Here is a 26664-nt window from a genome sequence, read left to right as displayed (position 1 = left end):
TGGCGTGGGCGTGCAGCGTAGAATTGGGCCATGAGCAGATTAGTCCTGATCGACGGGTCCAGTTACCTGTACCGCGCGTTCCACGCGCTTCCGCCGCTGACCAATGCCCAGGGCGAGCCCACTGGCGCCTTGTTCGGCGTGGTCAACATGCTGCGCGCCACCTTGAAGGAGCGCCCGGCCTACGTCGCGTTCGTGGTGGATGCGCCGGGCAAGACATTTCGGGATGACTTGTATGCCGACTACAAGGCCAACCGCCCGTCGATGCCCGACGACCTGCGCGCGCAGGTGCAGCCGATGTGCGACATCGTGCATGCGCTGGGTATCGACATCCTGCGCATCGACGGCGTGGAAGCGGACGATGTGATCGGTACGCTGGCGCTGCAGGGCGCGGCCGACGGCTTGAGCGTCACCATCTCCACCGGCGACAAGGACTTTGCCCAGCTGGTGCGCCCGGGCATCGAACTGGTCAACACCATGAGCGGCAGCCGCATGGATTCGGGCGAGGCGGTGATCGCCAAGTTCGGCGTGCGGCCCGACCAGATCGTCGATCTGCTCGCGCTGATGGGCGATGCCATCGACAACGTGCCGGGCGTGGACAAGTGCGGCCCCAAGACGGCTGCCAAATGGCTGGCCGAATACGACTCGCTCGATGGCGTCATCGCCAACGCCGACAAGATCAAGGGAAAGATCGGCGACAACCTGCGCGCCGCACTGCCGCGGCTACCGCTCAACCGTGAGCTGGTCACCATCAAGACCGATGTGGTACTGGCCAGCGGCCCGCGTGCGCTGGACCTGCGTGAGCCCAATGCCGAAGCCTTGGCCGTGCTGTACGCCCGCTACGGTTTCAGCCAGGCCTTACGCGAACTGGGCGGCGCGGCCGCAGCCGGGGCGCAGACCGAAGCGATGGCGGTGGCCCGCACCGAGCCCGGCCGCGCCCGCGGCACCGGGTTCGTGTCCGGCCCGGCCAGTGCGCCGGTGGACCTGGACCCGGCGCTGTCCGCCCCCGGCCAGTACGAGACCATCCTCACCCAGGAACAGCTCGACAGCTGGGTCGCACGCCTGCGCACGGCCGGGCAGTTCGCCTTCGACACCGAAACCGACAGCCTGGACCCGCTGCAGGCCGACCTGATCGGGCTGAGTGTGGCCGCCGAGCCCGGCCAGGCGGCCTATCTGCCGTTGCGCCACAACTTCCCCGGTGCCCCGGCCCAGCTCGACCGGGCCCAGGCCCTGGCCCAGCTGGCACCGCTGCTGACCGACCCCGCCGTGCGCAAGCTCGGCCAGCACGGCAAGTACGACCTGCACGTGATGCGCCGCCATGGCGTCGACCTGGCCGGCTATGCCGACGACACGCTGCTGGAAAGCTTCGTGCTCAATTCCGGCAGCGCCCGCCACGACATGGACAGCCTGGCCAAGCGCTACCTGGGCTACGACACCGTCAAGTACGAAGACGTCTGCGGCAAGGGCGCCAAGCAGATTCCCTTCGCCCATGTCAGCCTGGAAGATGCCACGCGCTACGCTGCCGAAGACGCCGACATCACCCTGCGCCTGCACCAGGTGCTGGGCAAGCGCCTGGCCGCCGAGCCCAGCCTCGAGCGCGTCTATCGCGAGATCGAGATGCCGCTGGTAGGCGTGCTGGCACGCATCGAAGCCAACGGCGTGTGCGTGGACGCGGCCGAGCTGCGTCGCCAGAGCGCGGACCTGTCCAAGCGCATGCTCGCCGCCCAGCAGAAAGCCACCGAACTGGCCGGGCGCACCTTCAACCTAGATTCGCCCAAGCAGCTGCAGGCGCTGCTGTTCGACGAGCTCAAGCTTCCCGCGGTGGTAAAGACGCCCAAGGGCCAGCCCTCGACGAATGAAGAAGCGCTGGAAGCCATCGCCGACCAGCACGAGCTGCCGCGGGTGATCCTGGAATACCGCGGCCTGACCAAGCTGCGCAGCACCTACACCGACAAGCTGCCGGAGATGATCCACCCGCAGTCCGGGCGTGTGCACACCAGCTACCACCAGGCCGGTGCCGCTACCGGGCGGCTGTCGTCGTCCGACCCCAACCTGCAGAACATCCCGATCCGCACCGAGGACGGCCGCCGCATCCGCCGCGCCTTCGTCGCGCCGGCCGGGCGCAAGCTGATCGCCTGCGACTACTCGCAGATCGAGTTGCGCATCATGGCGCACCTGTCCGGCGACCCCGGCCTGGTGGGCGCGTTCGAGTCCGGTGCCGACGTGCACCGCGCCACCGCCGCCGAGGTGTTCGGCCGCACCATCGACACCGTCAGCGGGGACGAGCGCCGCGCCGCCAAGGCGATCAACTTCGGCCTGATGTACGGCATGAGCGCGTTCGGCCTGGCCCGCCAGCTCGGCATCGGGCGCAGCGAGGCGCAGGACTACATCGCGCTGTACTTCAGCCGCTACCCGGGCGTGCGCGACTTCATGGAAACCACCCGCCAGCAGGCGCGCGACAAGGGCTACGTGGAAACCGTGTTCGGCCGCCGGCTGTATCTGGACTTCATCAACGCCGGCAGCCAGGGCCAGCGCGCCGGCGCCGAGCGCGCCGCCATCAACGCGCCGATGCAGGGCACCGCCGCAGACATCATCAAGCGCGCCATGGTCAGTGTGGACGGCTGGATCGCCGACCACGCGCAGCGCGCGCTGATGATCCTGCAGGTGCACGACGAACTGGTGTTCGAGGCAGATGCCGATTTCGTCGACACGCTGCTGCGCGAAGTCACCACGCGCATGGCCGCAGCGGCCGAGCTACGCGTGCCGCTGGTGGTGGATTCGGGTGTTGGCGATAACTGGGACGAGGCGCACTGACGCGCCATAAGACGCTGATATGCTGAACGCACAGACCAGACATAAGTCGGTCAAACATAATGCGAATTCAGCAAGTTTGAGGGAATGAATAACCGCTAAATTCTACATTTTTTTAACAGTTATCTTCACGATCCATCAATGTAGAAAATGGTGTTATATCCCTCGACGGGCGCAACGCCTGTCGGCAGATCTCTCCCATCCCCTGGAGCAGATCTCGGAGCGGAAACTCCTCCCCAAGTTTCCGTTCCCTGGCCCCGCCGACCTCCCCCTGGTCTGCGGGGCTTTTTTATGTCCTGTGCTACAGCTCTCTAGCGCATGGCGCATCGCAACACACGAAATGGATTTCGGCGTCGAGGTACGAGCAATTACAAATATAAATAGGCGCGATTAACTCGATTAATCAACACAGTGTTTCATTTTCCCAATTCAGGTTTCATGAATTAGTATTCTGAATACGCCGCTGAGTGGCGCTTGATTGGGCGATGGCGATAAGGCGCTGACGTCTCTCTCTGTGGATCAGGATGTCAGCGCTTCCGTTAAACGCCGAAGCAGATCAGCTGGCCGCTGACGCCATCAGCCCAGCCAGTCGCGCGGGACCAGATAATCCAGCAGCCGTGCCTCGGCGCTGCCGGGCTCTGCGGTGTAGCCATACTCCCAGCGCACCCGGGGCGGCAGGCTCATCAGGATGCTTTCGGCACGCCCGCCGCTCTGCAGCCCGAACAGGGTGCCGCGATCGTAGACGAGGTTGAATTCCACGTAGCGGCCGCGGCGGTACAGCTGGAATTCGCGCTCGCGCTCGCCGAACGGCTCATCCTTGCGGCGCTGCACGATCGGCATGTAGGCATCCAGGAAGCCGTTGCCGACCGCTTGCTGGTACGCAAAGTCGCGCTCGAAGTCCTGACCCAGATCGTCGAAGAACAGCCCGCCGACGCCGCGCGTCTCGTTGCGGTGGCGCAGGAAGAAGTATTCGTCGCACCAGCGCTTGTGCGCGGCATAGCGCTCCTCGCCGAACGGGGCGCACAGCGCCTGCGCGACGCGGTGCCAGTGCTGCACGTCTTCGTCCACCGGGTAGAACGGGGTCAGGTCGAAGCCGCCGCCAAACCAGGCGGCAACCACCTCACCATCGCGTTCGGCGCGGAAATAGCGGACGTTGGCATGCGTGGTGGGCACATGCGGATTGTGCGGATGAAACACCAGCGACACGCCGCAGGCGCGCCAGGTGGCGCCGGCCAGTTCGGGGCGGTGCGCACTGGCCGAGGGCGGCAGGCGGGTGCCCGAAACGTCGGAAAAGCCGATGCCGGCCTGCTCGAACACCGCGCCATCGCGCAGGATGCGGGTACGCCCGCCGCCGCCTTCCTCGCGTTGCCAGAGATCTTCGGAGAACCGCGCTCGCCCATCGGCTGCTTCCACAGCAGCGCAGATACGGTCCTGCAGGTCGGTCAGATAATCGCGTACACGGTCGAATTCGTTCATGGCGCAATTCTAAGCTGTGCATCGCGGCCGGTGCGTCCACCCGAACGCGCCAGTTTGTCGCAGGGCGATGTGGAGGGTGGATGCCTGGCGGAAGAGGGAAGAGGGAAGAGGGAAGAGGGAAGAGGGAAGAGCGGAAGAGCAACTGATCTGCAGGTTGGCTGCAGGGCCCTTGCCCGCCCACCATCGCGGGACACGCTGCAAGTACGTCCATGTAGCTCCTTGGCGGCATCCATGCCGCCAAGGGTCCCGCGACGGTGGGCGGGCAGGGCCACTGGAGTTGGTCGGTGTGCATGGATCTCAACCAGCGACTGGCAAGCTGGCGGCGCGGTGTCTTTGCTCTTCAACAAAACCACCAGCCAACTGTCTGGTGCGGTGTCCTCGCCGATTGCGGGACCGTTGGCGGCATGGATGCCGCCACCGAGCCCCCATGGACGGGTTGACGGCGTGTCCCGCAAGCGGTGAGGACACCGCGCCCTCGACCAGACTGGAAGCTTGAAGATCGCCAAGCGCTCGCGATACGCGCGATGCAGGCGTCGCTACCTGATGGCGCAATACTGGCAGATCAGGCGGAGAGCGGATCATCAGCGCCTTTGCTGCAGGGTCCGGTCTGCTCCAAGCGCGAGATGCTGGATGTCGAAGACGGCATGCCCTGGCCGTGGCCGGCAGGAAATTCGCGGCTGGTGACCGACGCGCTGCTGCAGCCACTACGCCTGGGCGAACTCCGCGCGGACGGCTGGCGTGCACAGCCGCCATGCCAATGCCGCGTGTACGCAGCCGATCGCCACGACGCCCAGGCCGGTGAGGATGAACGCCGTCTGCCGGGTTGCCTGCAAACGTGCCTGCATCTGTGGCCATTCCGGGCTCTGCAGTACATCGGCGGGTAGTAGCGTCTGCACGCCGTCGAACAACGGCCCGATCAACGCCAGCCCGCCGAAATTGAGCAGGCCGGTCACCACGAGCACTACCACGAAACCGACCCTTGCCCATTCGCGCCGCTGTAGCAGCGCCCAGCTCAACCACGCGAAGGCGGCCGACAGCACCACGCCGGCGACAGACAATGACAGCGCATGGTCGATCAGCCATTGCCAGGAGCGCGGCAGCGTGACGCCTTCGGGCAGTCCTAACGATGCTGCATCCGGGGTCAGCGCGATCAGCACGATCTGCAACAGGTTGGCCAGCGCACTCACCACGCCCAGCAACAACGACACCCATGCCAGCGGCGAGACGAATCCGCCGTGCGGCTGCGGTGCTACGCGCCGTGTCGCGTTCATTGCAGGGAGGCGATATGCGCGGCGACTGCGGCCTGCCCCGGCGGGTCCAGCGCAGGCTGCAGCTGTGCGTACCAGCCGGGCAGGGCATCGGCCGGCAGGCACTGGCGCAGCAGCGGGGTGCTGCGCTCGAGAAAGGCCTCCAGGAACGGCAGGCCACGCACATACAGGAAATGACTGTCGGTGATCGACATGCCGGCATAGGCTTCGCGCAGCCACTCCAGGTGCGGCAAGGCATGTGCACCGTGGCCGGCGCGGGTCAGTGCGGTCAGGAAGCTGGTGCGTGCGGTGGCAGGCGAGGTCGATCGCTCCTGCGCGTTGAGATCGTCGAAGGTCAGCAGCCACTGTTCGCCGCGTTCGATCTCGTTGCACATCACCGAGGTGGTCGCCAGCTGCAGCGCGTTGTGTGCGGTGGGCTCCAGCTCATACAGGGCCAGCCAGTGCGGGTAGGCCTCGCGGTAGCGGTCCAGCGCGCTCAACGACAGGGCGCACAGGCGCTGCGCGTCCGCACCCAGCTGCAGCTGCGCCTGCGCAGCGTTGTAGGCGCCGACGTGGTCGCCGCGCTGAAACGCAGTCAATGCCGGCTGCAATGCGGGGTCGATCTCGGCCGCCGCCTCCGATGCGTGTTCGGCAGCGACGGGCACTGCGGCTGGTTCTGTGCGCGGCGTCTTTGCCGCAGCGGTCTTGCGTCCAAACAAACGGTCCCACAGGCCCATCGTTTCTACCTTCCCTGCGCCAATGGTGAGTGGAAGCGCCGCCATGCCGGCGGCGCACCGGTCATTCGGCGGACCAGTAACGCGGCGCACGCGATGCGCCAGCGCGTTACCTATCCTGCGCCAAGCTTAGAGCCACTTGTGTAGCGACAGGTGAGTGCGAAGCAACTGAGCCGCGCACGTGGGGTTGCGTGCGCATTGCGGCCGGGAGTGTGCAGCCGCGGCGGCCGATAGTGGGACGGGGAAAAGTTTGCACACGTGGCCAGGGCGGTTCGTCGCTGCCCCGCGCCCGGAGCACTGAGAGCGCTTCGGAGCGACAAGCCTAAGTGCGTAGAGATGCATCAGCGTGGCATCTGCCGCTTTTATGCTAACCCGCGATACCCAGGTCTCGACGTCGGGGCTGGTGCTGCCAGCTGCCGTCAGGGGCCGCATAAGCGCTGGCGGTCAAGGCAGAAGATGGAGTCACCTTCTGCCCCCAACACACGCAAACGAGGTTCTACGCGCGCGGTCAATATCCATTTCAAGACAGCACGCGCAGTTGTCAGCCGTTTACGGCTTCACCTGCTCGTTGAACAGCTTGAGGATGCGCTTGTACTCGTCCAGCCATGCATCGGCGCGGGTGAAGCCGTGACGTTCCAGCGGGTACGGTGCCACCTGCCAGTTGTCCTTGTGCAGTTCGATCAGCTTTTGCGTCATGTCCACCGAGTCCTTGAAGAACACGTTGTCGTCGATCATGCCGTGGGCGATCAGCAGATGGTCGCGCAGGCCGTCGGCGTAGTTGATCGGCGAGGAGGTCTTGTACGCCTCCGGGTCGAGCTCGGGCGTGTTGAGGATGTTGGAGGTGTACTCGTGGTTGTACTGCATCCAGTCGCCCACCGGCCGCAGCGCCGCACCGGCCTTGAACGTGCCCGGGCTGCGGAACAACGCCATATAGGTCATGAAGCCGCCGTACGAACCGCCATAGATGCCGGCGCGTGCGCGATCGCCCTGCTTGGTGGCGACCAGCCAGTCCAGGCCGTCCAGATAGTCTTCCAGCTCCGGGTGGCCCATGTTGCGATAGATCGCGGTGCGCCAGTCGCGGCCGTAGCCTTCGGAGGCGCGGTAGTCCAGGTCCAGCACGATGTAGCCCTGCTGCACCAGCAGGTTGTGGAACATCTGCTCGCGGAAATACGGCGTGTAGCGCTCGGACACGTTCTGCAGATAGCCGGCGCCATGCACGAACATCACGATCGGATACTGCTTGCCCGGCTTGGGATTTTTCGGCCCGTAATATTTGCCCCAAACCGTGCCGGCGCCATGCTTGGACGGCACCTGCACGTACTGCGGTGCAATCCACGGCTGCGCCTTGAATGCGGGCGTGCGCGTGTCGGTAAGCACGGTGGCCTGACCGCCGGTGGCCGGTACCACGGCCAGCTGCGTGGGCAGGTAACTGCCGGAGTAGCGCACCAGCAGCTGCTGGCCGTCCGGCGACAGGCTGAAGCCTTCCACGCCGTTCAATGCGGTGACTTCGGTCAGCTGGTCGCTGCGCAGGTCGAGCCTGCACACCTCGTAGTCGCCCGGCCATTTTTGGTTGCACAGAAAGTACATGCCGTTGCCGTCGGCGCTGGGCACCGGCATCGACACTTCCCATTTGCCGCGTGTGCGCTGACGCGGTTTGCCATTGCCTTCCACCGTGTACAGCTGCGAATAGCCCGATTCTTCCGACAGCAGCCACAGCGTGCGGTTGTCGGGCAGCCAGCCGAAATCGTTGAAGTCCCAGTTGATCCAGGCGCCATCGCTCAGGCGGTGACGCGGCTGCAGCCTGGCGTTGTCCAGGTCCACACTGGCGATCCAGCGGTCCTTGTTGTCCACCGCGCGGATTTCCACCGCCACGTTGCGGCCGTCGTCGCTCCAGTGCACGGCAGGGCCGCGACCGTCGCCATCGCTTTCCACCCGCACGGCGCGGTTGCCCTTGAGCGCATCGCGCTTGGCGGCCTTGCGCAGTGCGGCGAGCGGGTCGGTGGCGATGCCGGGCAATGCATCGAAGGACAGCTGCCGTGCGCTGCCTGCTGCCACATCGACCAGCCACAGCGTGTGCGCGGCCGGGGCGTTGCGGCCCACCCGGGTGCGCGCTTCCTGGAATTCCTCGTAACCGGATTCGGTCACGTACTTGGGCATCTTGCCGGCCTGGCCTTCGTCGGCGCTTTTGGCCTGCGTCACCACCAGCAGGTGCCGGCCATCCGGCGACAGGGCGCTGTCCACGATCTCGACCTCATCGCCCAGGTACACCGGCGCTGCCGCACGGGTGGCGTCTGCACGGCGCCAGGCATCTTCCTGGGTACGCAAGGCGTCGCGCTGCTCGCGGTCACGACGCAGCGTGGCGAGCGTGGCCAGTTGCTGTTCCCGCAGCACGTCGGCCTTGGGTGCGGCGTTGGGGTCGCGCTCGGCCTTGACCACGGCCACCTGTGCAGTGCCGCCGTCGGCACGCCAGTGGTACCAGTTGTTGCCCGCGCGCCAGATCGCGCCGCCATCGCTGGCGAACTGCGGACGCGATTCGAGCTCGTTGCTGCGGGTCAGCTGCGTCAGTGCGCCCGAGCGCAGGTCACGCAAGAAGATGTCGCCATTGCGTGCGAACAGCATGCGCTGACGGGTTGCGTCGTAACTGGGGTTGGCCGCATCCAGGCCGGCGCGGGCGGTGTCGGCCACACGTTCGGCAGTGCTGCCGCCGATGCTCTGGCGATAGGTGTCGCGTACCGGGCTGCCGTCGCGCTTGAGCAGGTATTGCACCTGTTTGCCGTCCCATTGCCACCAGGCCTGATCGACCGACGGCCCGATCCAGTCCGGGTCGGCCATGACCTGTTCGATGGTGAGCGGTGCGGCGGACTGCGCATGCGCGGTCGCGGCCAGCAGCAGAAGGGTCAACGGCAACAGTCTGGGCATCGATAACAACGGGCGCAACGGAAGAGCGGGCAAGCCTAGCAGTTTGCCTCTGCGGCACGCTTGGGCCACAGGTCATGCGTGGGCGGTGCCACGCCTCGGGCTGGGATGACGAGCGGGACTGTTGCGCGGCGGCACACGGCGATGATCGATGCGGCGATCGTGGGCAGTGCAATGCGATGCCACGACGTCGCTGTGTGCCCGTCGATTGCGGTACCGGGATCGGGCTAAACGCTTCAGTCTGCCGGGCGCGCGTGCTTGCCTGTGCGGCACTACGCTCGATCGAGGCTATGCGGCGTCGCGTTGGCGCTGCGGCCGGCTGGCGCGGCGCGGCGGTTGCGTTCGAACACTGCACGCGCGTTTGCGCGTAAGCGGCGCGGCCATGCACGACGCTGGTGTCCAGCGGCAGAAAGCGGCGTGGGCGTGTCGCGTAGCGATGCCTGTTCGCGCCGATCGCGTTGCAGCAGCGGTGGCGCGGTGCACGGGTAACCGATGCAAAACGGCCGCTGGCGGTCGGGTCAATGCGCGTGGCCAGTGCTTCAGGCGGCAGCCGTCAGGTGAGCGGGTGGTCGGTAAAGATGCCCCATCGGATGCGCCGACCGGCACCGCACTTGCGTGAGGTGCGGCGTCGCTGGTTGCAGCCAGCGCGCATCACGGCGGCAGCCCCGGTTGTGGTCCTGGGCCTTGCCGGCAGCACGCATCTGACAGCTGTTCCGCCGGGTGTGGCCGCGTCCCACTGCCGGAAACCTCCCGACTTGCCAGCAGCGCGGGTGGCCGCCAAGCTAGCGCGCTTTTGCGATTGTCGGTGCACATGTCCAGCCTGCCTTCTTCTGCCGTTTTCCACCCGATGGCCGTCGGCGCGCCTGACCGGCCGCTGGCGTGGCGCGCGGGGCAGTCGGTCGACCTGGCGACGTTCATCGCGCACGTGCACGGCCTGGCGCAGCAGCTGCCCGACGGCCAGCACGCGGTAAACCTGTGCGAAGACCGGTACCGCTTCATGGTCGCGTTCTACGCCTGCGCGCTGCGTGGGCAGGTGTCGCTGCTGCCATCCTCGCGCGCGCCGGCCGTGGTCGGCGAAGTGCAGGCCCGTCACGCCGATGCGTACTGTCTGGGCGATCTGGCGCTGGAGCTGGCGCCGCCGCGGTATTGGCAGCTGCCGGCCGAGCTGCCGCAGGCCGATGGCGCGGTACCGCAGCTGGCCGACGACGCCCTGGTGGCGATCGGCTTCACCTCCGGCAGCACCGGCAGCCCGCAGCCCAATCCCAAGACCTGGGGCAGCTTCCTGACCAGTACGCGGCAGGATCTGGTTGCTCTGCAAAGCCTGTGGGCCGGGACCGACGCGGTGCCGCACGTGGTGGCCACGGTGCCGCCGCAGCACATGTACGGCATGGAGCTGTCGGTGCTGCTGCCGATGGTGACCGAGCTGGCGGTGCATGCCGGCCGGCCGTTCTTCCCCGACGATGTGGCGCGCGCGCTTTCAGAGATTCCCGCGCCGCGCGTGCTGGTGACCACGCCGGTGCACCTGCGTGCATTGGTGGAATCGGGCGTGGCGCTGCCACCGCTGGCGGGCATCGTGTCGGCCACCGCGCCACTGACCCAGGACATTGCCGCCGCCGCCGAGGCGCGCTTTGGCGGAGAAGTCCGCGAGATGTTCGGCTCCACCGAAACCTGCGTGTTCGCCGTGCGCCGCACCGCACTGGAAGCGGCATGGACACCGCTGCCCGGCGTGCGTCTTCAGGCCCAGGCCGCGGGCACCCTGGTGCATGCACCGCATCTGGCCACCCCGGTGATGCTGGCCGACATGATGGACGTGGCCAGTGATGGCACCTTCCAGGTGCGCGGGCGCCAGGCCGACTTGCTGGAGATTGCCGGCAAACGCGCCTCGCTGGCCGATCTCACCCGCCGCCTGCTCGCCATCCCCGGCGTGGTCGACGGCACCATCGTGCAACTGGCCCCGGATGCCGGCCAGGCGGTGGGCCGCATCGCCGCGCTGGTGGTCGCCCCCACCCTGGACGAAGCCCAGGTGCTGGCCGCACTGCGCGTCAGCGTCGACCCGGTGTTCCTGCCGCGCCGCCTGCGCAAGCTTGCCGTCCTGCCACGCAACGAGACCGGCAAACTGCCGCGCGATACCGTGCTGGGCTTGCTCAACGGCTGAGCGTTGCAGACGCGCGTGTGCAGCCGGCAAACGCTGCCTGCCGCTCATCCTTGGCAGTCGGGCGCCGTAGACGGGATCTGCGGCGGGCGTGGTTTACCTACCCGTGCACCCCATCGATTTCCACTGCCAGCTCGTCGCGGCAGATCACCGCGTGCAGCAGCAGGCGCGGGACCGCGTTGCCGAAGCGTGCGTCCAGGGCCTGGGCGACCTTGGGCAGATCGTCCTGCTCGCGCACATAGACCTTCAGGCGGGTGCCGGCGCCGAACTGCGCGGGCAACGCGGGCGCGTGCTGACGCGCGGCGCCGAGCAGGGCATCGAAATTGGCAAAGGTCTCTTCCAGCTGCGCCAGCAATTGGCCGGTATGCATCGAGGCATGGCCGACCACCGCGGCCGTGCCTGACAGCAGCAGGGGCATGTCGCTGCCGGGTGGCGGCAGCATGGCGCGCGCGAAGCTCGGTGGCTGCGGGCCGTATTGGCGCGGGTAGTGGTAGGCGCTGACCTGGCGCGGGTTTTCCAGCGGGGTGCCGGCATCGGCGGCGGCCAGCCAGTAGATCTGGATGATGCGCTCGGCATCGCAGCGGCCCACCGCCGTGGCAGCGGGCAACTGCGCGGTGTCGAACGCTCCCAGCCCCCGCGCGCGGCCCACGCAGAACTGGCGATAGCGCTCGCGGTCGCCACTGCCAAGCGTGATCGCATCCAGGTAGTTCCAGATGCGCAGCAGGCGCGGTGTCGCGCTGCCGCTGACGAACGCGGTCATTTCCGCATATGCCTTGGCGGCGGCCTCTTCGATGTCGACATCCTGCTCGTCGATCTCGATTACGCCGAACTGCAGATGCCCATCGCTGGACCAGGCGATGTTGCCGTTACGGCCACTGCGCACCGGCGCATCGGTCCGCCACACTTCCAGCACGTCGGCCCGGTACGGCTGCAGCGGCACGCGCAGATAGCGCGGGTCGTCCAGGCCAGGCGCCGCGTTGCCGAATCCGAACACCGCCAGCACCCGCGGGTCGGCCAGCAGCGCACTCGGGTCGGTCTGGTCGACATAATCGACCTGCAGGCGGGGATGGCGCAGCGGCTGCGCGGTCTGGGCCGGGGAAGCGGTCATTGAGGGTCTCGTTGCAAGGTGTCGCCGTCGAAACCGAGCTTGGCCTGGCGCCGTCGCAGGCGCCACGAGTGCCAGGCGCGCGGCATCATCGACAGTGTGGTGAGCGCATAGATGGCGCGGAACGCACGCAGGCGCAAGCGGACCTTGGGGCTGTCGAACACGTCGCCGGCCAGCATCGCCACCACCGCCTGTTCCAGCTGCCAGGTGTTCTGCGGCTGCGCGAACAGTGCACGCATCGTCGGCGAGGTGAAGCGGTAGATGAACCATTTGAATTCGTCGATGCCGCGGTCCAGTTCACGCTGCAGCCTGCGCTGCAGCTTGGCCTCCTGCTGCGGCGCGCGCAGTGCGGCATCCACCATCGCCGCGCCGCGTTCGGCGCTGTGCATGGCCAGGAAGACGCCGGAGGAAAACATCGGGTCGACGAAGGTATAGGCATCGCCCAGCATCAGCCAGCGCGGCCCGGCCATGCGCGTGCATTCGTAGGCGTAGTTGCCGGTGGCATGCACCGGCGCCACCCGCTGCGCACCGGCCATGCGCGCGGCAACTTCGGGGTTGAGCGCCAGCGTGCGCATCAGAAATCCTTCGCTGTCGCCCTGACGGGTCTTCATGTACTCCGGATAGCAGACCGCGCCCACGCTCATGATGTCGTCGGGCAGCGGAATCAGCCACATCCAGCCATGCGCGTGCCGATAGATGCTGATATTGCCGGCATCCTCGCCCGGCCGCCGGGCGACGCCGCGGAAATGGCTGAACAGCGCTGCGGATTGATGTTTGGCATTGGCGCGCTTGAGCTTGAGCCGGTTGCCCAGGAAGGTGTCGCGGCCGCTGGCATCGAGCAGGTAACGCGGGCGGAACTGCAGGCGCTGGCCGTCGGCGCTGCGTGCCTGCAGCGCCGGTTGTTCGCCGTCCAGGTTCACCTGTTCGACGAGGACCTGCTCACGCGCATCCACGCCCACCGCGCGTGCGCGGTTGAACAGGACCTGGTCGAACTGCGCGCGCGGGACCTGGAAGGCGAAGTCGGCCTTGGCATCGAGCGCGTGCGAAAACCGAAACGTGTTGTAGCCGCCGGCGTCATTGGGGAAATCCGCGCCGCGCTTGAGCACGCCGATCTGACGCACCTGTTCCAGCACGCCCAGCCGTTCGAGGATCGGCATGTTCATCGGCAGCAGCGATTCGCCGATATGAAAGCGCGGATGCTGCGCTTTTTCGAGCACGGTCACCGCCCAGCCGAGCTCGGCCAGTATGATCGCTGCCGCACAGCCGGCCGGTCCGCCGCCAACGATCAGGACATCCGGACACTCCGGTCCGGGGGCCGGCCCGGCTGCCGGCATGGCGGTCGGGGTGGGGCGAACAACAGTGGAAGTCATCCTGGAACGAACCTGCAGCGGGCGAGCGTCAAGCAGTCATGATAGCCTGACCGGCGGCCCGGACACTGATGCGGGCCCATGCTGCACCCACTCAGGACCATGCAAGGACAGCGCGATCGCCGGATGCGACGCGGGCCGGGCGCTCGGAATCGACAGGTACGACCACGTACACTGACGAGGCGATGCGCCGCCCGCCCCGCCGATGGCCGCGCGCCGTCGCCTGCCTGCGCCGACTTTTGCCCGACCCTCACCCTGGAACTTCTGGATGTCCTCGCAAACCGCTGCCGAACGTGAACTGGCCGAACTCCTGGTCGAAAGCCTGAACCTGGAAGACGTCCAACCCGCCGACATCGATCCGGAGGCGCCGCTGTTCAATACCGGGCTGGGGCTTGATTCGATCGACGCGCTGGAACTGGCGCTGGCGATCAGCAAGCGCTACGGCTTCCAGCTGCGCTCGGACAACGACGAGAACCGTCGCATCTTCGCGTCGCTGCGCGCATTGTCGGCGCATGTCGAAGCCAACAAGACCGTCTGATCTAGCGCCCGGCGACGCCCCGCCGTGGGTGCTCGGGCTGGGCGTGTTGCTGGCGGTGGCGTACTCGCCGCTGGCGCACTGGGCCAACGCCACCCACCGCCCTGAGCTGGCCGTCATCGCCGGTGGTTTGCTGGTGCTGATGGTGTTGATCGAACCGATGGTGGCGCGCCGGGCCTGGGCCTGGGCGCTGGCGGTGCTGACGTTGCTGGCCCTGAGCGCACTGTGGCACTCCCCGTATGCGATGTTGCTGCTGGCCGCGCCGCCGGTGGTGTTCACCGGCTGGATCGCCTGGTTCTTCGGCCGCAGCCTGCGCCGTGGGCGCACGCCCTTGATCACGCGCATTGTCGAAGGGCTGTATCGCCAGGCCGGCATGCCGATCACGCCGGAGCAATACCGCTACACGCGTCGTCTCACCCTGGCCTGGGCGCTGCTGCTGTGCGCGCTGACCCTGGTCAACCTGGTGCTGGGCCTGTGCGCCGAGCCCAGCGGCGTGCTGGCGCAGCTGGGCTACGCCTCGCCGCTGCCGATCAGCGACGCGCGCGCCTCGCTGTTCGCCAATCTGCTCGCCTACGGCGTGGTTGGCGGGTTCTTCGTAGGGGAATATCTATTGCGCGGCCGCTGGTTTCCACAGCGTCCCTATCGTAATCTGCCAGACTTCTTGCGCCAGATGGCGCGGCTCGGGCCGGACTTCTGGCGCGATCTGCTGCGCTGAGTGCGTGGCCAGGGGCAGCGACGTACGTGCATATTTTCGGGGACAAGACAAAGATGCCGTTGGCAAGGATGCCGTCGCGCCTGGCGTGGGCCGTGTTCAACCTGTTGCAACTGGCCTTTACGCTGACGTTTACCGCTGGCGGCATCGTCTATGCCCTGGTGCTGCTGGCGATCACGCGCGACGCCGACCGCCTGCTGCGCATGGGCGCCTGGATGTGGGCGCCGGTGCTGTTCCGCGGCGCGGGCGCCACCGTCGTCGTGGAAGGGCGCGAGCAGGTCGATTGGTCCAAGAACTATCTGTTCGTGAGCAACCACCAGTCGATCATCGACATTTGCGCGCTGTTCTACGCGCTGCCGGTGCCGCTGCGCTTCTTGCTCAAGGAAGAAATGCTCAAGGTGCCGTTCGTGAACTGGTATGCGCGCGCCACCGGCATGCTGTTTCTGGACCGCGACAGCCGCCGGGCCGGCGCGCTGGTGCGCCGTCAGGCCGCCGCGCTGCTGCGCGAGGGCAAACAGTTGTGTCTGTTTCCGGAAGGCACGCGCAGCCGCAGCGGCGCATTATTGCCATTCAAGGCCGGGCTACTGCAGGCCGCTATCGATGCTGGCGTGCAGGTGGTTCCGGTGGCGCTGGACGGCTGCGGCAAGGTATTGCCGGTCGATGGTCTGTTCAGGGTGCGCCCCGGCATCATTCGCGTACGGATCGGTGCGCCGATCGCAGTGACCGGGCCGGATGCGCCGGACCGCCAACAATTGACCGAGCAGGCACACAAGGCCGTGGCTGCAATGCTTCAACCCAGGATCTGAGTTCTGCGCTTATGGATTTCGTCGTGCCGCATGATCATCCCTGCCTGCCCGGGCATTTCCCGGGCCGCCCCGTGGTACCCGGCGTGGTCGTGCTCGACCATGTGCTGCAGGCGGTGGAAGCGCTGCATGGTCCGCGCGCAGCCGCGCGCCTGCCGCAGGTGAAGTTCGTGCAGCCCTTGCTGCCCGGGCAGACCGCCTCGGTCACGCTGGAAGGCGATGGCCCGCGCTGGCGCTTTCGCGTGCAGCGTGAGCAGACACTGCTGGTCAGCGGCGAGCTGGTGGCGGAGGCGGCGGGATGAGCAAGCACTGGAAGCAGCGTCCGGAAGGCGGCGGGCGCTTTGCGTTGTGGCTGATCCGCGGCATTGCACGGCATGCCGGGCGCGCCGTGGGGCGCGCGCTGCTGTATCCGATCACGCTGTACTTCCTGCTGGTGCGTGCGCCCGAGCGCGCCGCCTCGCGTGCCTATCTGGCGCGGGTGCTGGGGCGGAAGGCAACGCTGCGCGACGTGGCGCGGCATATCCACACCTTCGCCTCCACCATCCTGGATCGCGTCTACATGCTGTGCGGGCAGATGCAGCGCTTCCGCGTCGACATCACCGGGCTGGATCAGTTGCACACGCAGATGGATCGCGGCCGCGGCGTGCTGATCTTCGGTTCGCACCTGGGCAGCTTCGATGCGCTGCGTGTGCTGGCCACCGAGCGCCCCGACGTGCAGGTCAAGGTCGTGCTGGACAAGGCGCACAACCGCGCCATGACCGACCTGCTGGGCGCGCTCAACCCGCAGCTGGCCGCCAACATCATCGACGCCGGCATGGATGCGACCTCGATCGTCATGGCGATCAAGGAAGCCACCGATGCCGGTGCGCTGGTGGCGCTGCTGATCGATCGCCCGCGCGAAGGCGACCCCGCGTTGCCGGCGATGTTCCTGGGCCGCAACGCGATGTTCCCGACCTCGCCTTGGCTGATCGCCGCCGCGCTCAAGGTGCCGGTGGTGCTGGCATTCGGCCTGTATCGCGGCGGCAATCATTACGAGCTGGCCTTCGAGACCTTCAGCGAAGGCCTGGACGTGCCGCGTCGTCAGCGCGCCCCGGTGCTGGCGGTACTCATGCGCGATTACGCCGCCAGGCTGGAACATTACACACGCTACGCGCCGTACAACTGGTTCAACTTCTACGATTTCTGGAACACCCACCATGCCGATGTGCCGCACCCTGCCGTGGATGCTGATACTGCTGTTCAGCGCCGCACCGCTATGCGCCGCACCGCCTGAGACGCTGGACGTCGGCCAGGTGCTGCAGCGCCTGGCACGCCCCGCACCGGTCAGCACCGAATTCGTCGAACTGCGTGGCTCGGCCCTGCTGAAGACGCCCTTGCGCGTGCAGGGCCACTACCGTCGCCCGGATGCGCAGACGCTGGTGCGCGAAGTCAGCGCGCCGTACCGCGAGACCACCACCTTGCAGGGCGACGAAGGCGTGCTGGAACGCGAAGGCAAACCGCCGCGACGTTTTTCGTTGAGCCGCGTGCCTGAGCTGGCTGGATTGAAATCCGGCTTCGGCGCGTTGCTGGCCGGCGACCGTGCACTGCTGGAACAGCAGTACCGCGTCAGCGGACAAGGCCGACCCCACGCCTGGGCATTGACGCTGCAGCCCAGGGACGCCGCCGTTGCCAAGCAGGTGCGCGAATTGCGTCTGTACGGGCGCAACGACGAGCTGCGGTGTATCGAAAGCGTGCCGGCCAAGGGCGACGTGCAGCGCACGCTGCTGGCTGGTGCGGCGCGCGAGGCGGCCAGCGTGACCGATGCCGCCGCGCTGACCACGCTGTGCCATGGTTCGGGCGCGTGACCGCGCGCGCGAGGGTTGCGCCGGTCGTCTGCAGAGAGATCACACCCTCCACCTTCGGCAAGCGTGTGCTGCCGATGACCTCGCATGCCGCGCGCGCGGCCGGTGGACGTGTGGCCGCTGCAGCAGGACACGCACACCATGGCGTTTAAGTTGAACGCAAACCGCCGCATCGGCCTGGCGCTGCTGTGGCTGGCGTTGCTGGTGGTGGCCGGATTCTGGTTGAGCGAGACGCTCAAGGTCACCGGCGACCTGCGCAAGTTCATGCCCGCCCCGCGCACGCCGGCGCAGAAACTGCTGATCGAAGAACTGGGCGAAGGCCCGGGCTCGCGGCTGCTGCTGATGGCGTTGTCCAACAGCGACCCGGACACGCTGGCGACGCAATCGCAGCAGCTACGCGAGACATTGGTCGCGCAGCCGGCGTTGTTCGAGTTGGTCGCCAATGGCGGCACTGCCGGCCTGGATGCGATTCCCGAACGGTTGCTGCCCTATCGGTATCTGCTCAGCGACAGCTTCGACCAGGCACCGTTGGATGCATCGAGCCTGCAGGCGGCGTTGCAGGCGCGCGTGCAGGATCTGGGTTCACCGGCAGCGGCATTGGTGGAGCCGCTGCTGCCGCGCGACCCCACGCTGGAAGTGCTGCATCTGGCCGAAACCCTGCAGCCGGCAGCCGCGCCGCAGACGCGTAACGAGGTGTGGTTCGACCGGGCCGGCAGCTCGGCCTTGCTGCTGGTGCAGACGCGCGCGGCCGGGTTCGATCCCACCGGCCAGCAACTGGCCTACGACGCGGTGCAGGCGGCGTTTGCCAAGGTCAGCAAGGGCACTGCCACGCGGCTGACCCTCACCGGGCCGGGCGCGTTCGCAGTGGAGATCACCGCACGCACGCAAGGCGAGTCGCAGTGGATCGGCACGCTGGACACGGCGGGCCTGGTGCTGTTGCTGTTGATCGCCTACCGCAGCTGGAAGATTCCGGTGCTGGGCGTGTTGCCGTTGGCCAGTGCCGGGCTGGCTGGTCTGAGTGCCGTAGCGCTGCTGTTCGACGGCGTGCATGGCATCACCGTGGCCTTCGGGTTCACCCTGATCGGCGTGGTGCAGGACTACCCGATTCACCTGTTCAGTCATCAGCGGCCCGGCCTGGATCCGCGCGACAACGCGCGCCATCTGTGGCCCACGCTGGCTACCGGCGTGGTGTCGACCTGCATTGCCTATGTGACCTTCCTGTTTTCCGGCGTGGATGGCCTGCGGCAGCTGGCGGTATTCACCATCGCCGGGCTGGCGACTGCCGCCATCACCACACGCTGGTTGCTGCCGTGGTTGATCGACCCGGCGCCGCGCGACTACGCCGACTCGCGCATGCTGGCGCTGCTGTGGCGTGGCATCGCGCGGCTGCCGCGCCCACGCCTCAGCCTGGCGGCGATCGCGGTGATCGGCATCGCGGTGATCGCCTTCGCACCGGGGCAGTTCTGGCAGAACGATCTGTCCAAGCTCACCCCGGTGCCGCCCAAGGCCCTGGCCCAGGACACCCGGTTGCGTCAGGAACTGGGCGCCCCCGATGTGCGTTACGTACTGGCGCTGCCGGCAGCCAGCGATGAGGCCGCGTTGCAGGCCAGCGAGCAGTTGCGCCCGCGCCTGGATGCGCTGGTGCGCGATGGTGCGCTGATCGGTTACGACATGGCGGCACGCTATCTGCCCAGCGCCAAGACCCAGCATGCGCGTCAGGCCGCGTTGCCCGATGCCGCGCAGGCACGCGCATTGACCGAGCGGGCCGTCGCCACCACGCCATTCCGCGGCGATGCGTTTGCGCCGTTCCTGCAGGACCTGGACGCCGCCAAGCGCGCCGCACCGCTATTGCCGAAGGATCTGGCCGGCTCGCCGCTGGCCACCTCGGTCGGCGGGTTGCTGTTGGGCCGTGGCGATCGCAGCACCGCCCTGGTGTCGCTGACGGGCCTGCGCGATCCATCGGTGCTGGCCATCGCCTTGCAAGGCAGCGGCGCGCAGTTGCTGGATCTGAAGGACGCCTCCGAATCGCTGGTGGCGGCCTACCGTGGCCGCGTGCTGGGCGCCCTGGTACTGGCAGCGCTGTTGCTGGCGGTTACCGTGGCCATTGCACTGCGCAGTCCGCGCCGCATCGTGCGGGTGCTGTTGCCGATGGCGCTGACCACGGTGCTGATCCTGGCGATCCTGCGTGGCACCGGTGTGGAGCTCAACCTGTTCCATCTGATCGCGCTGATCCTGGCCGCCGGCCTGGGGCTGGATTACGCGCTGTTCTTCGATCATGCCGGCGACGATCATGCCGACCAGCTGCGCACGTTGCATGCCTTGATCGTGTGCAGCCTGATGACGCTGCTGGTGTTTGCACTGCTGGCGGCATCGAGCATCCCGGTACTGCGCGCGATCGGCACTACCGTGGCGCTGGGCGTAATGTTCAATTTCATTCTCGCGCTGCTGGTCTCGCGTGAGCCGGCACTGGAGCGCAGGCGCGATGGAGAGCCGCATGCAGGGACGTGACGCAATTGCCGCCTTGATTCCGCACCAGGGCAGCATGTGCTTGTGGGAAGAGCTGGTCCAATGGGACGCGCAGCGCGTCGTGCTGCGCAGTCATGCGCATCGCAGCGACACGCATCCATTGCGTTCCAACGGGCGCTTGCGCGCGCTGCATCTATGCGAATACGGCGCGCAGGCCATGGCTGTGCATGGTGGCCTGCTGGGCCGTGCATCCGGCAAGCCGGTACGCCCGGGCATGTTGGTGGCGCTGCGTGGCGTTGAGCTGCATGTGACGTATCTGGACACGCTGCCGGATGCGATCGACTGCGAAGCACAGGTGCTGATGCAGGGCGAGGACAGTCAGCAATACAGTTTTCGCCTGACCCACGGCGCGCAATTGCTTGCCGATGGGCGTGCCACGGTGATGCTGGGCGCTGCACAGGCCCTGTAGGAGCGCGCTTGCGCGCGATGAAGCATCACCGCGAAAGCCCCATCGCGCGCGAGCGCGCTCCTACCGGATGTGGGCGATCGATGCGGGCGCTCTATTCCTGCGCCTGCTGCCAGTCGTTAGGATGAGGCTCTTTCCGCCGTCTTTACGCGGCTTTATCGGGACTGTCATGAGCACATCCATTCCGCAGCGTCGTGCATTGGTGACCGGTGGCAGCGGCGATCTTGGCGGTGCGATCTGCCGCCAGCTGGCGGCGCAGGGGCGGCACGTCATCGTGCATGCCAATCGCAATCTTGCGCGCGCAGAAGCCGTGGTGGCCGCCATCGTGGCCGACGGGGGCCACGCGGAGGCGGTGGCGTTCGATGTGGCCGATGCGCAGGCCAGCGGTGCGGCGCTGGAGCAGTTGCTGGAAGCCGGGCCGATCCAGATCGTGGTCAACAACGCCGGCATCCATGACGACGCACCGATGGCGGGCATGAATGCACAGCAGTGGCATCGCGTCATCGATGTCTCGCTGCACGGGTTCTTCAACGTCACCCAACCGTTGCTGCTGCCGATGGCGCGCACGCGCTGGGGCCGCATCGTCAGTGTGTCGTCGGTGGCGGCGGTGCTGGGCAATCGCGGGCAGACCAACTACGCCGCCGCCAAGGCGGCCTTGCATGGCGCGACCAAATCGTTGTCGCGCGAGATGGCCAGCCGCGGAATCGCGGTCAATGTCGTCGCGCCTGGCGTGATCGAAAGCGAGATGGTCGGCGAAAGTTTTGCGCCGGAGGTGATCAAGCAATTGGTACCCGCCGGGCGCGTGGGCAAACCCGACGAAGTCGCCGCGCTGGTCGCCTTCCTGTGTTCGGAATCTGCCGGTTACATCAATGGCCAGGTCATTGGCGTCAATGGTGGGATGGGCTGAGGGCGGCTGGCAAAACGCAGGCGCTTGGCGCTTGCCCACCATCGCAGGACACGCTGCAAGTACGTCCATGTAGCTCCGTGGCGACATCCATGCCGCCACGGGTCCTACGACGGTGGACGGACAAGGCCAGTGAGGATGGTCGGTGCGCACAGGTTTCAAGCAGCCTGCAAGCTGGCGACGTGGCATCTTCGTTTTTCAACAAACCCACCAACCAACCGTCTGGCGTGGTGTCCTCACCGATTGCGGGACCGTGTGGCGGCATGGATGCCGCCACCGAGCCTCCACGGACGGATTCACGGCGTGTCCCGCAATCGGTGAGGGCGCCGCGCCCTCGACCAGACTTCAAGAGCCAAGTGATCGCGATACGCGCAGTGCAGGCATCTCGACCTGATTGCTCGATCCCGACAGATCAGGCGCAGAGCGGATGGTCTGCGCCTCTGCTGCAGGGTCCTTGCCCGCCCACCATCGCAGGACACGCCGCAAGTACGTCCTTGTAGGCTCTGGCGCGGCATCCATGCCGCTCAAGGTCCCGCGACGGTGGGCGGGCAAGGACCAGTCGAGATGGTCGGTCCGCAGGGCTTTTAATAAAGCAGCCGCCTAACTGTCTGGCGGGCGTCTCGCACGCAACGTCCGCCACAACTCATCGCGTATCGACGCGCTCGCTCAAGCTCACGCCGCGTCGGCGTACCACGTGGCCGTCAGGATCGGCGCGCCGCTGGCATTGGCGGTCAGCGCATCCAGGCCGTGGTCGGGCAGGTCCGGGTGGCGCTGGCGTGCCTGCTGCAGGATCTCGCGGGCCAGCACTGCCATCTGCGCCACGTTGGCGTGGATGCGTGCGACGAATGCGTCGTCGTCCAGGGTGTCGTTCAACGCGCCATTGAGTTCGTTGAACCAGCCGATCAGGTACTGATCCAGCAGGCGTCCTTCGCCGCCGGTGATGCCCTGTTCGGTATTGCGCACGCCCCAGTCGTGCAGCACGCGTTGCATGGCCAGATTCATGTCGCGCGCGTAAAGGAAATCTGCCTTCATGCGCGAGAGCAGACTCAGGTCGGCGATGCGCCCGGCGCAAAACAGCGGCGCCAGCAGCGACCAGTAGTAGGTGTAATCCCAGATCACCTTGACCGGCATGACCTGCTCGTCGCCGAACAGTGCGTACTGGTCCTGATACAGGGTCAGGGTGTTTTCGTAGAACGAGAAATACAGTTGCTGGTACAGCTCCACATACGGGCTGAGCGACTTGCCGGCGCGATCGCGGCCGATCAGTTCGCAGATGTAGGTGTTGGAGATGGCGATGAAGTCGCTGCCGGGCGAATAGAACGGGTCCAGGAACAACCCGGCCTCGCCGGTGAGCGCCCACCGCTGCGATGAAAACACCTGCTTGCAACCGTAGGAGAACTTGCGCAGGAACAGGAAGTCCTGCAGCCGATAATCGGCCTTGTCGAGTGTGGCGGCCACCTGCGGTTGATGCAGGCGCAGCCAGTCCATGGCTTTGTCGTGGGTGTTCATCGTCTCCAGCGGATGCATGTCCGCATCGCAGACGATGCCCAGCGAATGCGCGCCCGAGGACAGCGGGATCAGCCAGAACCAGTAGCCCGGCCCGCACATGTGATTGGTCGAGCGCCAGCGATCGGGCGGGGTGCAGCGCTGCAACCAGCTGCTGTCCTGCGACCAGCCATTCGGGTCGATCAGCCCTTCCACGCGCCACCACACGGCGTTGGCGTTGTGCGCGTTGTCCTGTGCCAGGCCGAGCTTGCGCTTGAGCAGGCCGGCGCGTCCGCTGGCATCCACCACCCAGCGCGCGCTCAGCGTCGTCTGCACGCCCGCCTGTTCGTAACGCACCGCGTGATCGGCCTCGTCCCCGGACAATTCAACGCCCTTGACGCTGCAGCTGTCGAGAAAGGTGATGCCCTGCGCGCGGGCGCGCTCGCCGAGGAAATTCTCGAAGCGGCCACGGTCGATCTGCCACGAGGGTGTCGGCAGGATCTTGCTCACGCCCAGTTCGGTGCAGCGGTCGATGTCGTCGCGCTTGTCGGAGAAAAAGAAGCGGAAGCCGAACTTGCGGATCTGCTCCGTCTCAAGATGCTCGCGCAGGCCCAGCACATCGGCGAAATAATGCGCGCCGATTTCCACCGTGGATTCGCCGACCTTGAAGGCGGCCTCGCGCACCGGGTGCGCGCGGCGCTCCAGCACGGTGATCGCCAGCTCCGGATCGCGTTGCTTCAGTTGCAGGGCCAGGCTCAGGCCGGCCAGTCCACCACCGGTAATGACGACATCGGTACGCTGTGCATTCATGGGGACGGGTTGCTCTTGGTGACCGCCGGCACAGTAGCAAATTCGCCGTCGGCATCGTCAACGATCACCGGGTTGGCGCGCACGTTGCGGTATTCGCGCCAGATGTGCCCATACGTCCAGGCCTGGACGACCACGTGCGAGGTGATTTCCCACAGGTCGCGCACCAGCCGGAAGTGGCTCTTGCGGAAGGTGCCGGGCGCACTGCCGGCGTAGCGGGTTTCGATCGGCACCGCGACCACGCGCGCACCGGCCTGGCGCGCGGCCGAGATCAGCAACTGCGCTTCGAACACGAAGCCTTCGCCGGGCACGTCGGGCAGGGTGAACACCGAGGCCGGGTAGAGCCGCTGCCCGCTCTGGCTGTCCACCAGCTGGAAGCCGCAGGCCCAGGCGATGCCCCAGTCGCCGAAGTCGTTGCCGATCCGGCGGATCGTGGGCTGGGTGGCGCGCTTGCGCATGCGTGCACCGACGATCACGCAGCCGGGATGGCGGTTGGCCGCCGCCAGCAGGCGCGGGAAGTCGGCGGCCTTGTGCTGGCCGTCGCCGTCCATGGTCATCACTGCACGCATGCCCATCTGCTGGGCGCGTGCAAACCCGCTGCGGAGCGCGGCGCCCTTGCCCCTGCGCTGCGGGTGGCGGATCAGGATGACCGGCAGGTCGGCGATGCAATCGGCCGTGCCGTCGTCGGAGCCGTCGTCGATCACGATCACATGCGCGCAATAGGTCAGCGCATCGGTGACCACTTCGCGGATGCGCAATGCCTCGTTCAGGGCCGGCACCAGGATGGCGGTGTCCTCGCGGCTCAGGGGTACCCGGCTCATCGTTGCAGCTCCACATGCAGCACGCGGCCAGGGCCGGCATGCAGTGCCACGGCCTTGCCAGCGCCGGCCAACAGCTCGAACAGCGGCAGCATCGGCGCCATTGCGTTGCCGGCGACATGCCGCGACAACGGTCCCTCGGCCGGCGAGGGCACGCCGTCGTCCAGCCGCGCCTGCAGTTGCGGCTTGCCGGCCTGGCCGGCACGGCCCAGCACCAGCGCGCCCCCGAGCAGGCCCTGGCTGGGCGAGATCCGGCCCAGCGGCCCGACCGAGCGCGCGTCGTAGCCGGCCAGCAGCACCGCATCCACGCCGTCGGTGAGCTGCACCAGCGCTTCCAGCAGGCCTTGCGCGAAGCTGGCCGCGTTGGCGCTGATCGCGGTGGTCGGGGTCATCGCACCGGCGCCGATGGTCCAGTAGCCGGCCGCGGCGTTGTGCACCGAGTTGTGGAACTTGGTCGGCGAGATGGCCAGCGGGTCGCTGGCCAGGGTGGTGCACATGTAATCGGTGATGGCCAGATCGCCGTGGGTGGAAGTGAAGACCGAGGGCAGGCTGGTCGGGGCGCGCCCGGCGGCCGTGCAGGCGGCCAGCGCGGCTTCCAGCGACACCGCCACCGTGTCCGGTGCGCGGCGGCGTTCATTGGCGGCCAGCAGCTGCGGCGCCGGACGCGCCGGGGTGTCCTGCAGCGCGCCGCCGTGCACGAAGGCTTGCGCGGCCTCCCAGTGGGGCAGGCCCTGGGTCCAGAAGCCGATGCCTTCGATGGTGGCGGTCAGCATCAGCGTGCCCGCCCGAACAGCAGCGAGCAGTTGTTGCCGCCAAAACCGAAAGAGTTGTTCATTGCGTAATCGATCCGGGAGTGGGCAGTGTCGAAACGGATCTGCGGGCCGCAGGCCGGGTCGGGCACCTCGCTGTTGAGCGTGCCCGGTAGCAGGTCGTCGCGCAGCGCCAGCAGTGCGATCACCGATTCCACGATGCCGGCCGCGCCCAGGGTGTGCCCGGTCCAGGCCTTGGTCGAGCTGGCGTGCAGGGTATCGGGGAAGATCGCCGCCACCGCGGCCGCTTCCACGCTGTCGTTGGCCGGGGTGGCAGTGCCGTGCAGGTTCAGATAGCCCACCGCGCCCGGCTCCAGCCCGGCACGTTCGAGCGCGCCGCGCATCGCCAGCTGCGCGCCCAGGCCCTGCGGATGTGGGGCGGACATATGGTGCGCATCGCTGGATTCGCCATAGCCATACAGCCACAGCGCCGCGTCCGGTGCCGCCTCGGTGCGTTCGACCAGCGCAAAACCGCCGGCCTCGCCCAGGCTCAGCCCGACCCGGCGTGCGTCGAACGGCTGGCACATCTCCGGCGCCACCACCTGCAGCGAGTTGAAGCCGAACAGCACGCTGCCGCACAGCGTGTCCACGCCACCGACCAGGGCCGCGTCGATCACCCCGGCGGCCATCAGCCGCGCTGCCTGCGCAAACACCTTGGCGCTGGACGAACAGGCGGTGGCCACGGTGACGCTGGGGCCGCGCAGGCCGGTGGCGTGCTGCACGAAGTCGCCCAGCGAATGCGGCGTATGCACGATCGGGCGCTCCAGATCGGGCGGGAAGCGCGCGCCGTCGGCGTCTTCCACCAACCGTGTATAGGCCTCTTCGCTGGCACCGATGCTGGAGGTGGAGGTGCCGATGATCACCGCCACGCGCTCGGCGCCGTAGCGCTGCGCGGCGGCCTGCGCCGCCTCCAGCAGGCCATCCTGCTGCAGGGCCAGCCAGGCCAGGCGGTTGTTGCGGCAGTCCCAGCCTTGCAATGCGGCGGGCAGGACCACGTCTTCCACGCCGTCGACGCGGCCGATCCAGCAGGGCAGCGGTTGCGGCCCGAAATCGTTGCGACGCAGACCGCTGCGCTGCGCCCGCAGGCCGGCGGCCTGGGCCGCGAGACCCGCACCGAGCGCGGTGGTGGAAGTGAAGGCGGTGACGGCGACCGGGGCCATCTGGGACGAATGCTGCGCTTGGCTCACGGTGGTCTGGCTGGCAAAAAGTGTTC

Annotated in this window: 21 protein-coding genes; 11 read left to right on the top strand and 10 right to left on the bottom strand. The window is 67.3% G+C overall.

From position 1 onward, the window contains the following. Window positions 1-30 precede the first annotated feature (30 nt). Window positions 31-2811: a DNA polymerase I gene (polA, locus tag ACCQ12_RS19420; protein ID WP_372382493.1), complete on the top strand. Its 2781-nt coding sequence runs from the start codon at window positions 31-33 to the stop codon at window positions 2809-2811. Between the two features lie 573 nt (window positions 2812-3384). Here polA and hemF read toward each other — a convergent pair. The 4 genes from hemF to ACCQ12_RS19400 all read right to left on the bottom strand — a co-directional run bounded on the left by hemF (window position 3385) and on the right by ACCQ12_RS19400 (window position 9175). Continuing rightward, the gene (gene hemF / locus ACCQ12_RS19415; protein WP_039404874.1) at window positions 3385-4284 is read right to left on the bottom strand and encodes an oxygen-dependent coproporphyrinogen oxidase; all 900 of its coding nucleotides are present in this window, start codon (window positions 4282-4284) and stop codon (window positions 3385-3387) included. 704 nt (window positions 4285-4988) lie between these two features. Further along, window positions 4989-5555 carry a hypothetical protein gene (locus tag ACCQ12_RS19410; RefSeq protein WP_372382492.1) on the bottom strand — a complete coding sequence of 189 codons (567 nt, stop codon included), beginning with the start codon at window positions 5553-5555 and terminating at the stop codon, window positions 4989-4991. Further along, complete coding sequence (locus ACCQ12_RS19405) at window positions 5552-6268, bottom strand: SH3 domain-containing protein (RefSeq protein ID WP_047697917.1); 717 nt, start codon at window positions 6266-6268, stop codon at window positions 5552-5554. The genes ACCQ12_RS19410 and ACCQ12_RS19405 overlap by 4 nt, the downstream gene beginning before the upstream one ends. Window positions 6269-6814: 546 nt before the next feature. After that, the gene (locus tag ACCQ12_RS19400; RefSeq protein ID WP_372383667.1) at window positions 6815-9175 is read right to left on the bottom strand and encodes a S9 family peptidase; all 2361 of its coding nucleotides are present in this window, start codon (window positions 9173-9175) and stop codon (window positions 6815-6817) included. Between the two features lie 817 nt (window positions 9176-9992). Between ACCQ12_RS19400 and ACCQ12_RS19395 the strand changes: the two genes are divergently transcribed. Next, the gene (locus tag ACCQ12_RS19395; protein WP_372382491.1) at window positions 9993-11336 is read left to right on the top strand and encodes an AMP-binding protein; all 1344 of its coding nucleotides are present in this window, start codon (window positions 9993-9995) and stop codon (window positions 11334-11336) included. Between the two features lie 97 nt (window positions 11337-11433). Here ACCQ12_RS19395 and ACCQ12_RS19390 read toward each other — a convergent pair whose 3' ends face one another. Next, the gene (locus tag ACCQ12_RS19390; RefSeq protein WP_184371918.1) at window positions 11434-12441 is read right to left on the bottom strand and encodes a chorismate transformation FkbO/Hyg5 family protein; all 1008 of its coding nucleotides are present in this window, start codon (window positions 12439-12441) and stop codon (window positions 11434-11436) included. After that, window positions 12438-13772, bottom strand: coding sequence for an NAD(P)/FAD-dependent oxidoreductase (locus ACCQ12_RS19385; RefSeq protein ID WP_372383666.1), 1335 nt, complete (start codon window positions 13770-13772; stop codon window positions 12438-12440). Before ACCQ12_RS19385 ends, ACCQ12_RS19390 begins: the two co-directional genes overlap by 4 nt. Before the next feature lie 301 nt (window positions 13773-14073). Here ACCQ12_RS19385 and xanC point away from each other — a divergent pair, with 301 nt between their 5' ends. From xanC to fabG, 9 genes are all read left to right on the top strand, one after another. Then, entirely contained in the window at window positions 14074-14343 is a 270-nt protein-coding gene (xanC, locus tag ACCQ12_RS19380) for a xanthomonadin biosynthesis acyl carrier protein XanC (protein ID WP_011260626.1), read from the top strand. Window positions 14344-14371: 28 nt separating this feature from the next. Beyond that, window positions 14372-15055 carry a COG4648 family protein gene (locus ACCQ12_RS19375; RefSeq protein WP_179456880.1) on the top strand — a complete coding sequence of 228 codons (684 nt, stop codon included), beginning with the start codon at window positions 14372-14374 and terminating at the stop codon, window positions 15053-15055. Window positions 15056-15108: 53 nt separating this feature from the next. Then, on the top strand, window positions 15109-15858 hold the full coding sequence (locus tag ACCQ12_RS19370; RefSeq protein ID WP_166745362.1) for a lysophospholipid acyltransferase family protein: 750 nt from the start codon (window positions 15109-15111) through the stop codon (window positions 15856-15858). An 11-nt stretch (window positions 15859-15869) separates the two neighbouring features. Continuing rightward, complete coding sequence (locus tag ACCQ12_RS19365; RefSeq protein WP_184441399.1) at window positions 15870-16157, top strand: ApeI family dehydratase; 288 nt, start codon at window positions 15870-15872, stop codon at window positions 16155-16157. Continuing rightward, entirely contained in the window at window positions 16154-17128 is a 975-nt protein-coding gene (locus ACCQ12_RS19360) for a lysophospholipid acyltransferase family protein (RefSeq protein ID WP_039404851.1), read from the top strand. The genes ACCQ12_RS19365 and ACCQ12_RS19360 overlap by 4 nt, the downstream gene beginning before the upstream one ends. Continuing rightward, the gene (locus ACCQ12_RS19355; protein WP_355505962.1) at window positions 17052-17699 is read left to right on the top strand and encodes a LolA-related protein; all 648 of its coding nucleotides are present in this window, start codon (window positions 17052-17054) and stop codon (window positions 17697-17699) included. The genes ACCQ12_RS19360 and ACCQ12_RS19355 overlap by 77 nt, the downstream gene beginning before the upstream one ends. A gap of 138 nt (window positions 17700-17837) precedes the next feature. After that, a complete protein-coding gene (locus tag ACCQ12_RS19350; protein WP_372382490.1) occupies window positions 17838-20204 on the top strand; it encodes an MMPL family transporter in 2367 nt (788 codons plus the stop codon). Continuing rightward, window positions 20191-20631, top strand: a complete 441-nt coding sequence (locus ACCQ12_RS19345) for a hotdog family protein (RefSeq protein ID WP_372382489.1) — start codon at window positions 20191-20193, stop codon at window positions 20629-20631. Before ACCQ12_RS19350 ends, ACCQ12_RS19345 begins: the two co-directional genes overlap by 14 nt. A gap of 166 nt (window positions 20632-20797) precedes the next feature. Continuing rightward, a complete protein-coding gene (gene fabG, locus ACCQ12_RS19340) occupies window positions 20798-21535 on the top strand; it encodes a 3-oxoacyl-ACP reductase FabG (protein WP_047697924.1) in 738 nt (245 codons plus the stop codon). A 669-nt stretch (window positions 21536-22204) separates the two neighbouring features. Here the strand turns inward: fabG and ACCQ12_RS19335 are convergent. From ACCQ12_RS19335 to ACCQ12_RS19320, 4 genes are read right to left on the bottom strand one after another with little or no spacing between them, the layout of a single operon-like run. Next, entirely contained in the window at window positions 22205-23827 is a 1623-nt protein-coding gene (locus ACCQ12_RS19335; RefSeq protein WP_179456474.1) for an NAD(P)/FAD-dependent oxidoreductase, read from the bottom strand. Next, window positions 23824-24645 carry a glycosyltransferase family 2 protein gene (locus ACCQ12_RS19330; RefSeq protein WP_372361645.1) on the bottom strand — a complete coding sequence of 274 codons (822 nt, stop codon included), beginning with the start codon at window positions 24643-24645 and terminating at the stop codon, window positions 23824-23826. Before ACCQ12_RS19330 ends, ACCQ12_RS19335 begins: the two co-directional genes overlap by 4 nt. Further along, window positions 24642-25415 (bottom strand): beta-ketoacyl synthase chain length factor, encoded by a 774-nt coding sequence (locus ACCQ12_RS19325; protein WP_039414442.1) that lies wholly within the window; start codon window positions 25413-25415, stop codon window positions 24642-24644. Before ACCQ12_RS19325 ends, ACCQ12_RS19330 begins: the two co-directional genes overlap by 4 nt. Then, window positions 25415-26611: a beta-ketoacyl-[acyl-carrier-protein] synthase family protein gene (locus ACCQ12_RS19320; protein WP_179456478.1), complete on the bottom strand. Its 1197-nt coding sequence runs from the start codon at window positions 26609-26611 to the stop codon at window positions 25415-25417. Before ACCQ12_RS19320 ends, ACCQ12_RS19325 begins: the two co-directional genes overlap by 1 nt. Window positions 26612-26664: the final 53 nt, after the last annotated feature.

Origin of the sequence: Xanthomonas sp. NCPPB 1068, assembly GCF_041479385.2 — a bacterium.
In the GTDB taxonomy this organism is placed as follows: Bacteria; Pseudomonadota; Gammaproteobacteria; order Xanthomonadales; family Xanthomonadaceae; genus Xanthomonas; species Xanthomonas cannabis.
Note: the sequence above shows the minus strand (reverse complement) of the source record. Positions and strands in the feature narration are given on the sequence as shown.

Excerpts from the sequence above, each read along its gene's own strand:
- ACCQ12_RS19350 (WP_372382490.1), top strand. The coding sequence starts at position 17,838 with ATGGCGTTTAAGTTGAACGCAAACCGCCGCATCGGCCTGGCGCTGCTG.
- ACCQ12_RS19405 (WP_047697917.1), bottom strand. The coding sequence starts at position 6,268 with ATGGGCCTGTGGGACCGTTTGTTTGGACGCAAGACCGCTGCGGCAAAG.
- ACCQ12_RS19335 (WP_179456474.1), bottom strand. The coding sequence starts at position 23,827 with ATGAATGCACAGCGTACCGATGTCGTCATTACCGGTGGTGGACTGGCC.
- ACCQ12_RS19355 (WP_355505962.1), top strand. The coding sequence starts at position 17,052 with ATGCCGATGTGCCGCACCCTGCCGTGGATGCTGATACTGCTGTTCAGC.
- ACCQ12_RS19330 (WP_372361645.1), bottom strand. The coding sequence starts at position 24,645 with ATGAGCCGGGTACCCCTGAGCCGCGAGGACACCGCCATCCTGGTGCCG.
- ACCQ12_RS19395 (WP_372382491.1), top strand. The coding sequence starts at position 9,993 with ATGTCCAGCCTGCCTTCTTCTGCCGTTTTCCACCCGATGGCCGTCGGC.
- ACCQ12_RS19320 (WP_179456478.1), bottom strand. The coding sequence starts at position 26,611 with ATGGCCCCGGTCGCCGTCACCGCCTTCACTTCCACCACCGCGCTCGGT.
- fabG (WP_047697924.1), top strand. The coding sequence starts at position 20,798 with ATGAGCACATCCATTCCGCAGCGTCGTGCATTGGTGACCGGTGGCAGC.
- ACCQ12_RS19325 (WP_039414442.1), bottom strand. The coding sequence starts at position 25,415 with ATGCTGACCGCCACCATCGAAGGCATCGGCTTCTGGACCCAGGGCCTG.
- polA (WP_372382493.1), top strand. The coding sequence starts at position 31 with ATGAGCAGATTAGTCCTGATCGACGGGTCCAGTTACCTGTACCGCGCG.
- ACCQ12_RS19365 (WP_184441399.1), top strand. The coding sequence starts at position 15,870 with ATGGATTTCGTCGTGCCGCATGATCATCCCTGCCTGCCCGGGCATTTC.
- ACCQ12_RS19390 (WP_184371918.1), bottom strand. The coding sequence starts at position 12,441 with ATGACCGCTTCCCCGGCCCAGACCGCGCAGCCGCTGCGCCATCCCCGC.
- ACCQ12_RS19345 (WP_372382489.1), top strand. The coding sequence starts at position 20,191 with ATGCAGGGACGTGACGCAATTGCCGCCTTGATTCCGCACCAGGGCAGC.
- ACCQ12_RS19410 (WP_372382492.1), bottom strand. The coding sequence starts at position 5,555 with ATGAACGCGACACGGCGCGTAGCACCGCAGCCGCACGGCGGATTCGTC.
- ACCQ12_RS19385 (WP_372383666.1), bottom strand. The coding sequence starts at position 13,772 with ATGCCGGCAGCCGGGCCGGCCCCCGGACCGGAGTGTCCGGATGTCCTG.
- ACCQ12_RS19370 (WP_166745362.1), top strand. The coding sequence starts at position 15,109 with ATGCCGTTGGCAAGGATGCCGTCGCGCCTGGCGTGGGCCGTGTTCAAC.
- hemF (WP_039404874.1), bottom strand. The coding sequence starts at position 4,284 with ATGAACGAATTCGACCGTGTACGCGATTATCTGACCGACCTGCAGGAC.
- xanC (WP_011260626.1), top strand. The coding sequence starts at position 14,074 with ATGTCCTCGCAAACCGCTGCCGAACGTGAACTGGCCGAACTCCTGGTC.
- ACCQ12_RS19360 (WP_039404851.1), top strand. The coding sequence starts at position 16,154 with ATGAGCAAGCACTGGAAGCAGCGTCCGGAAGGCGGCGGGCGCTTTGCG.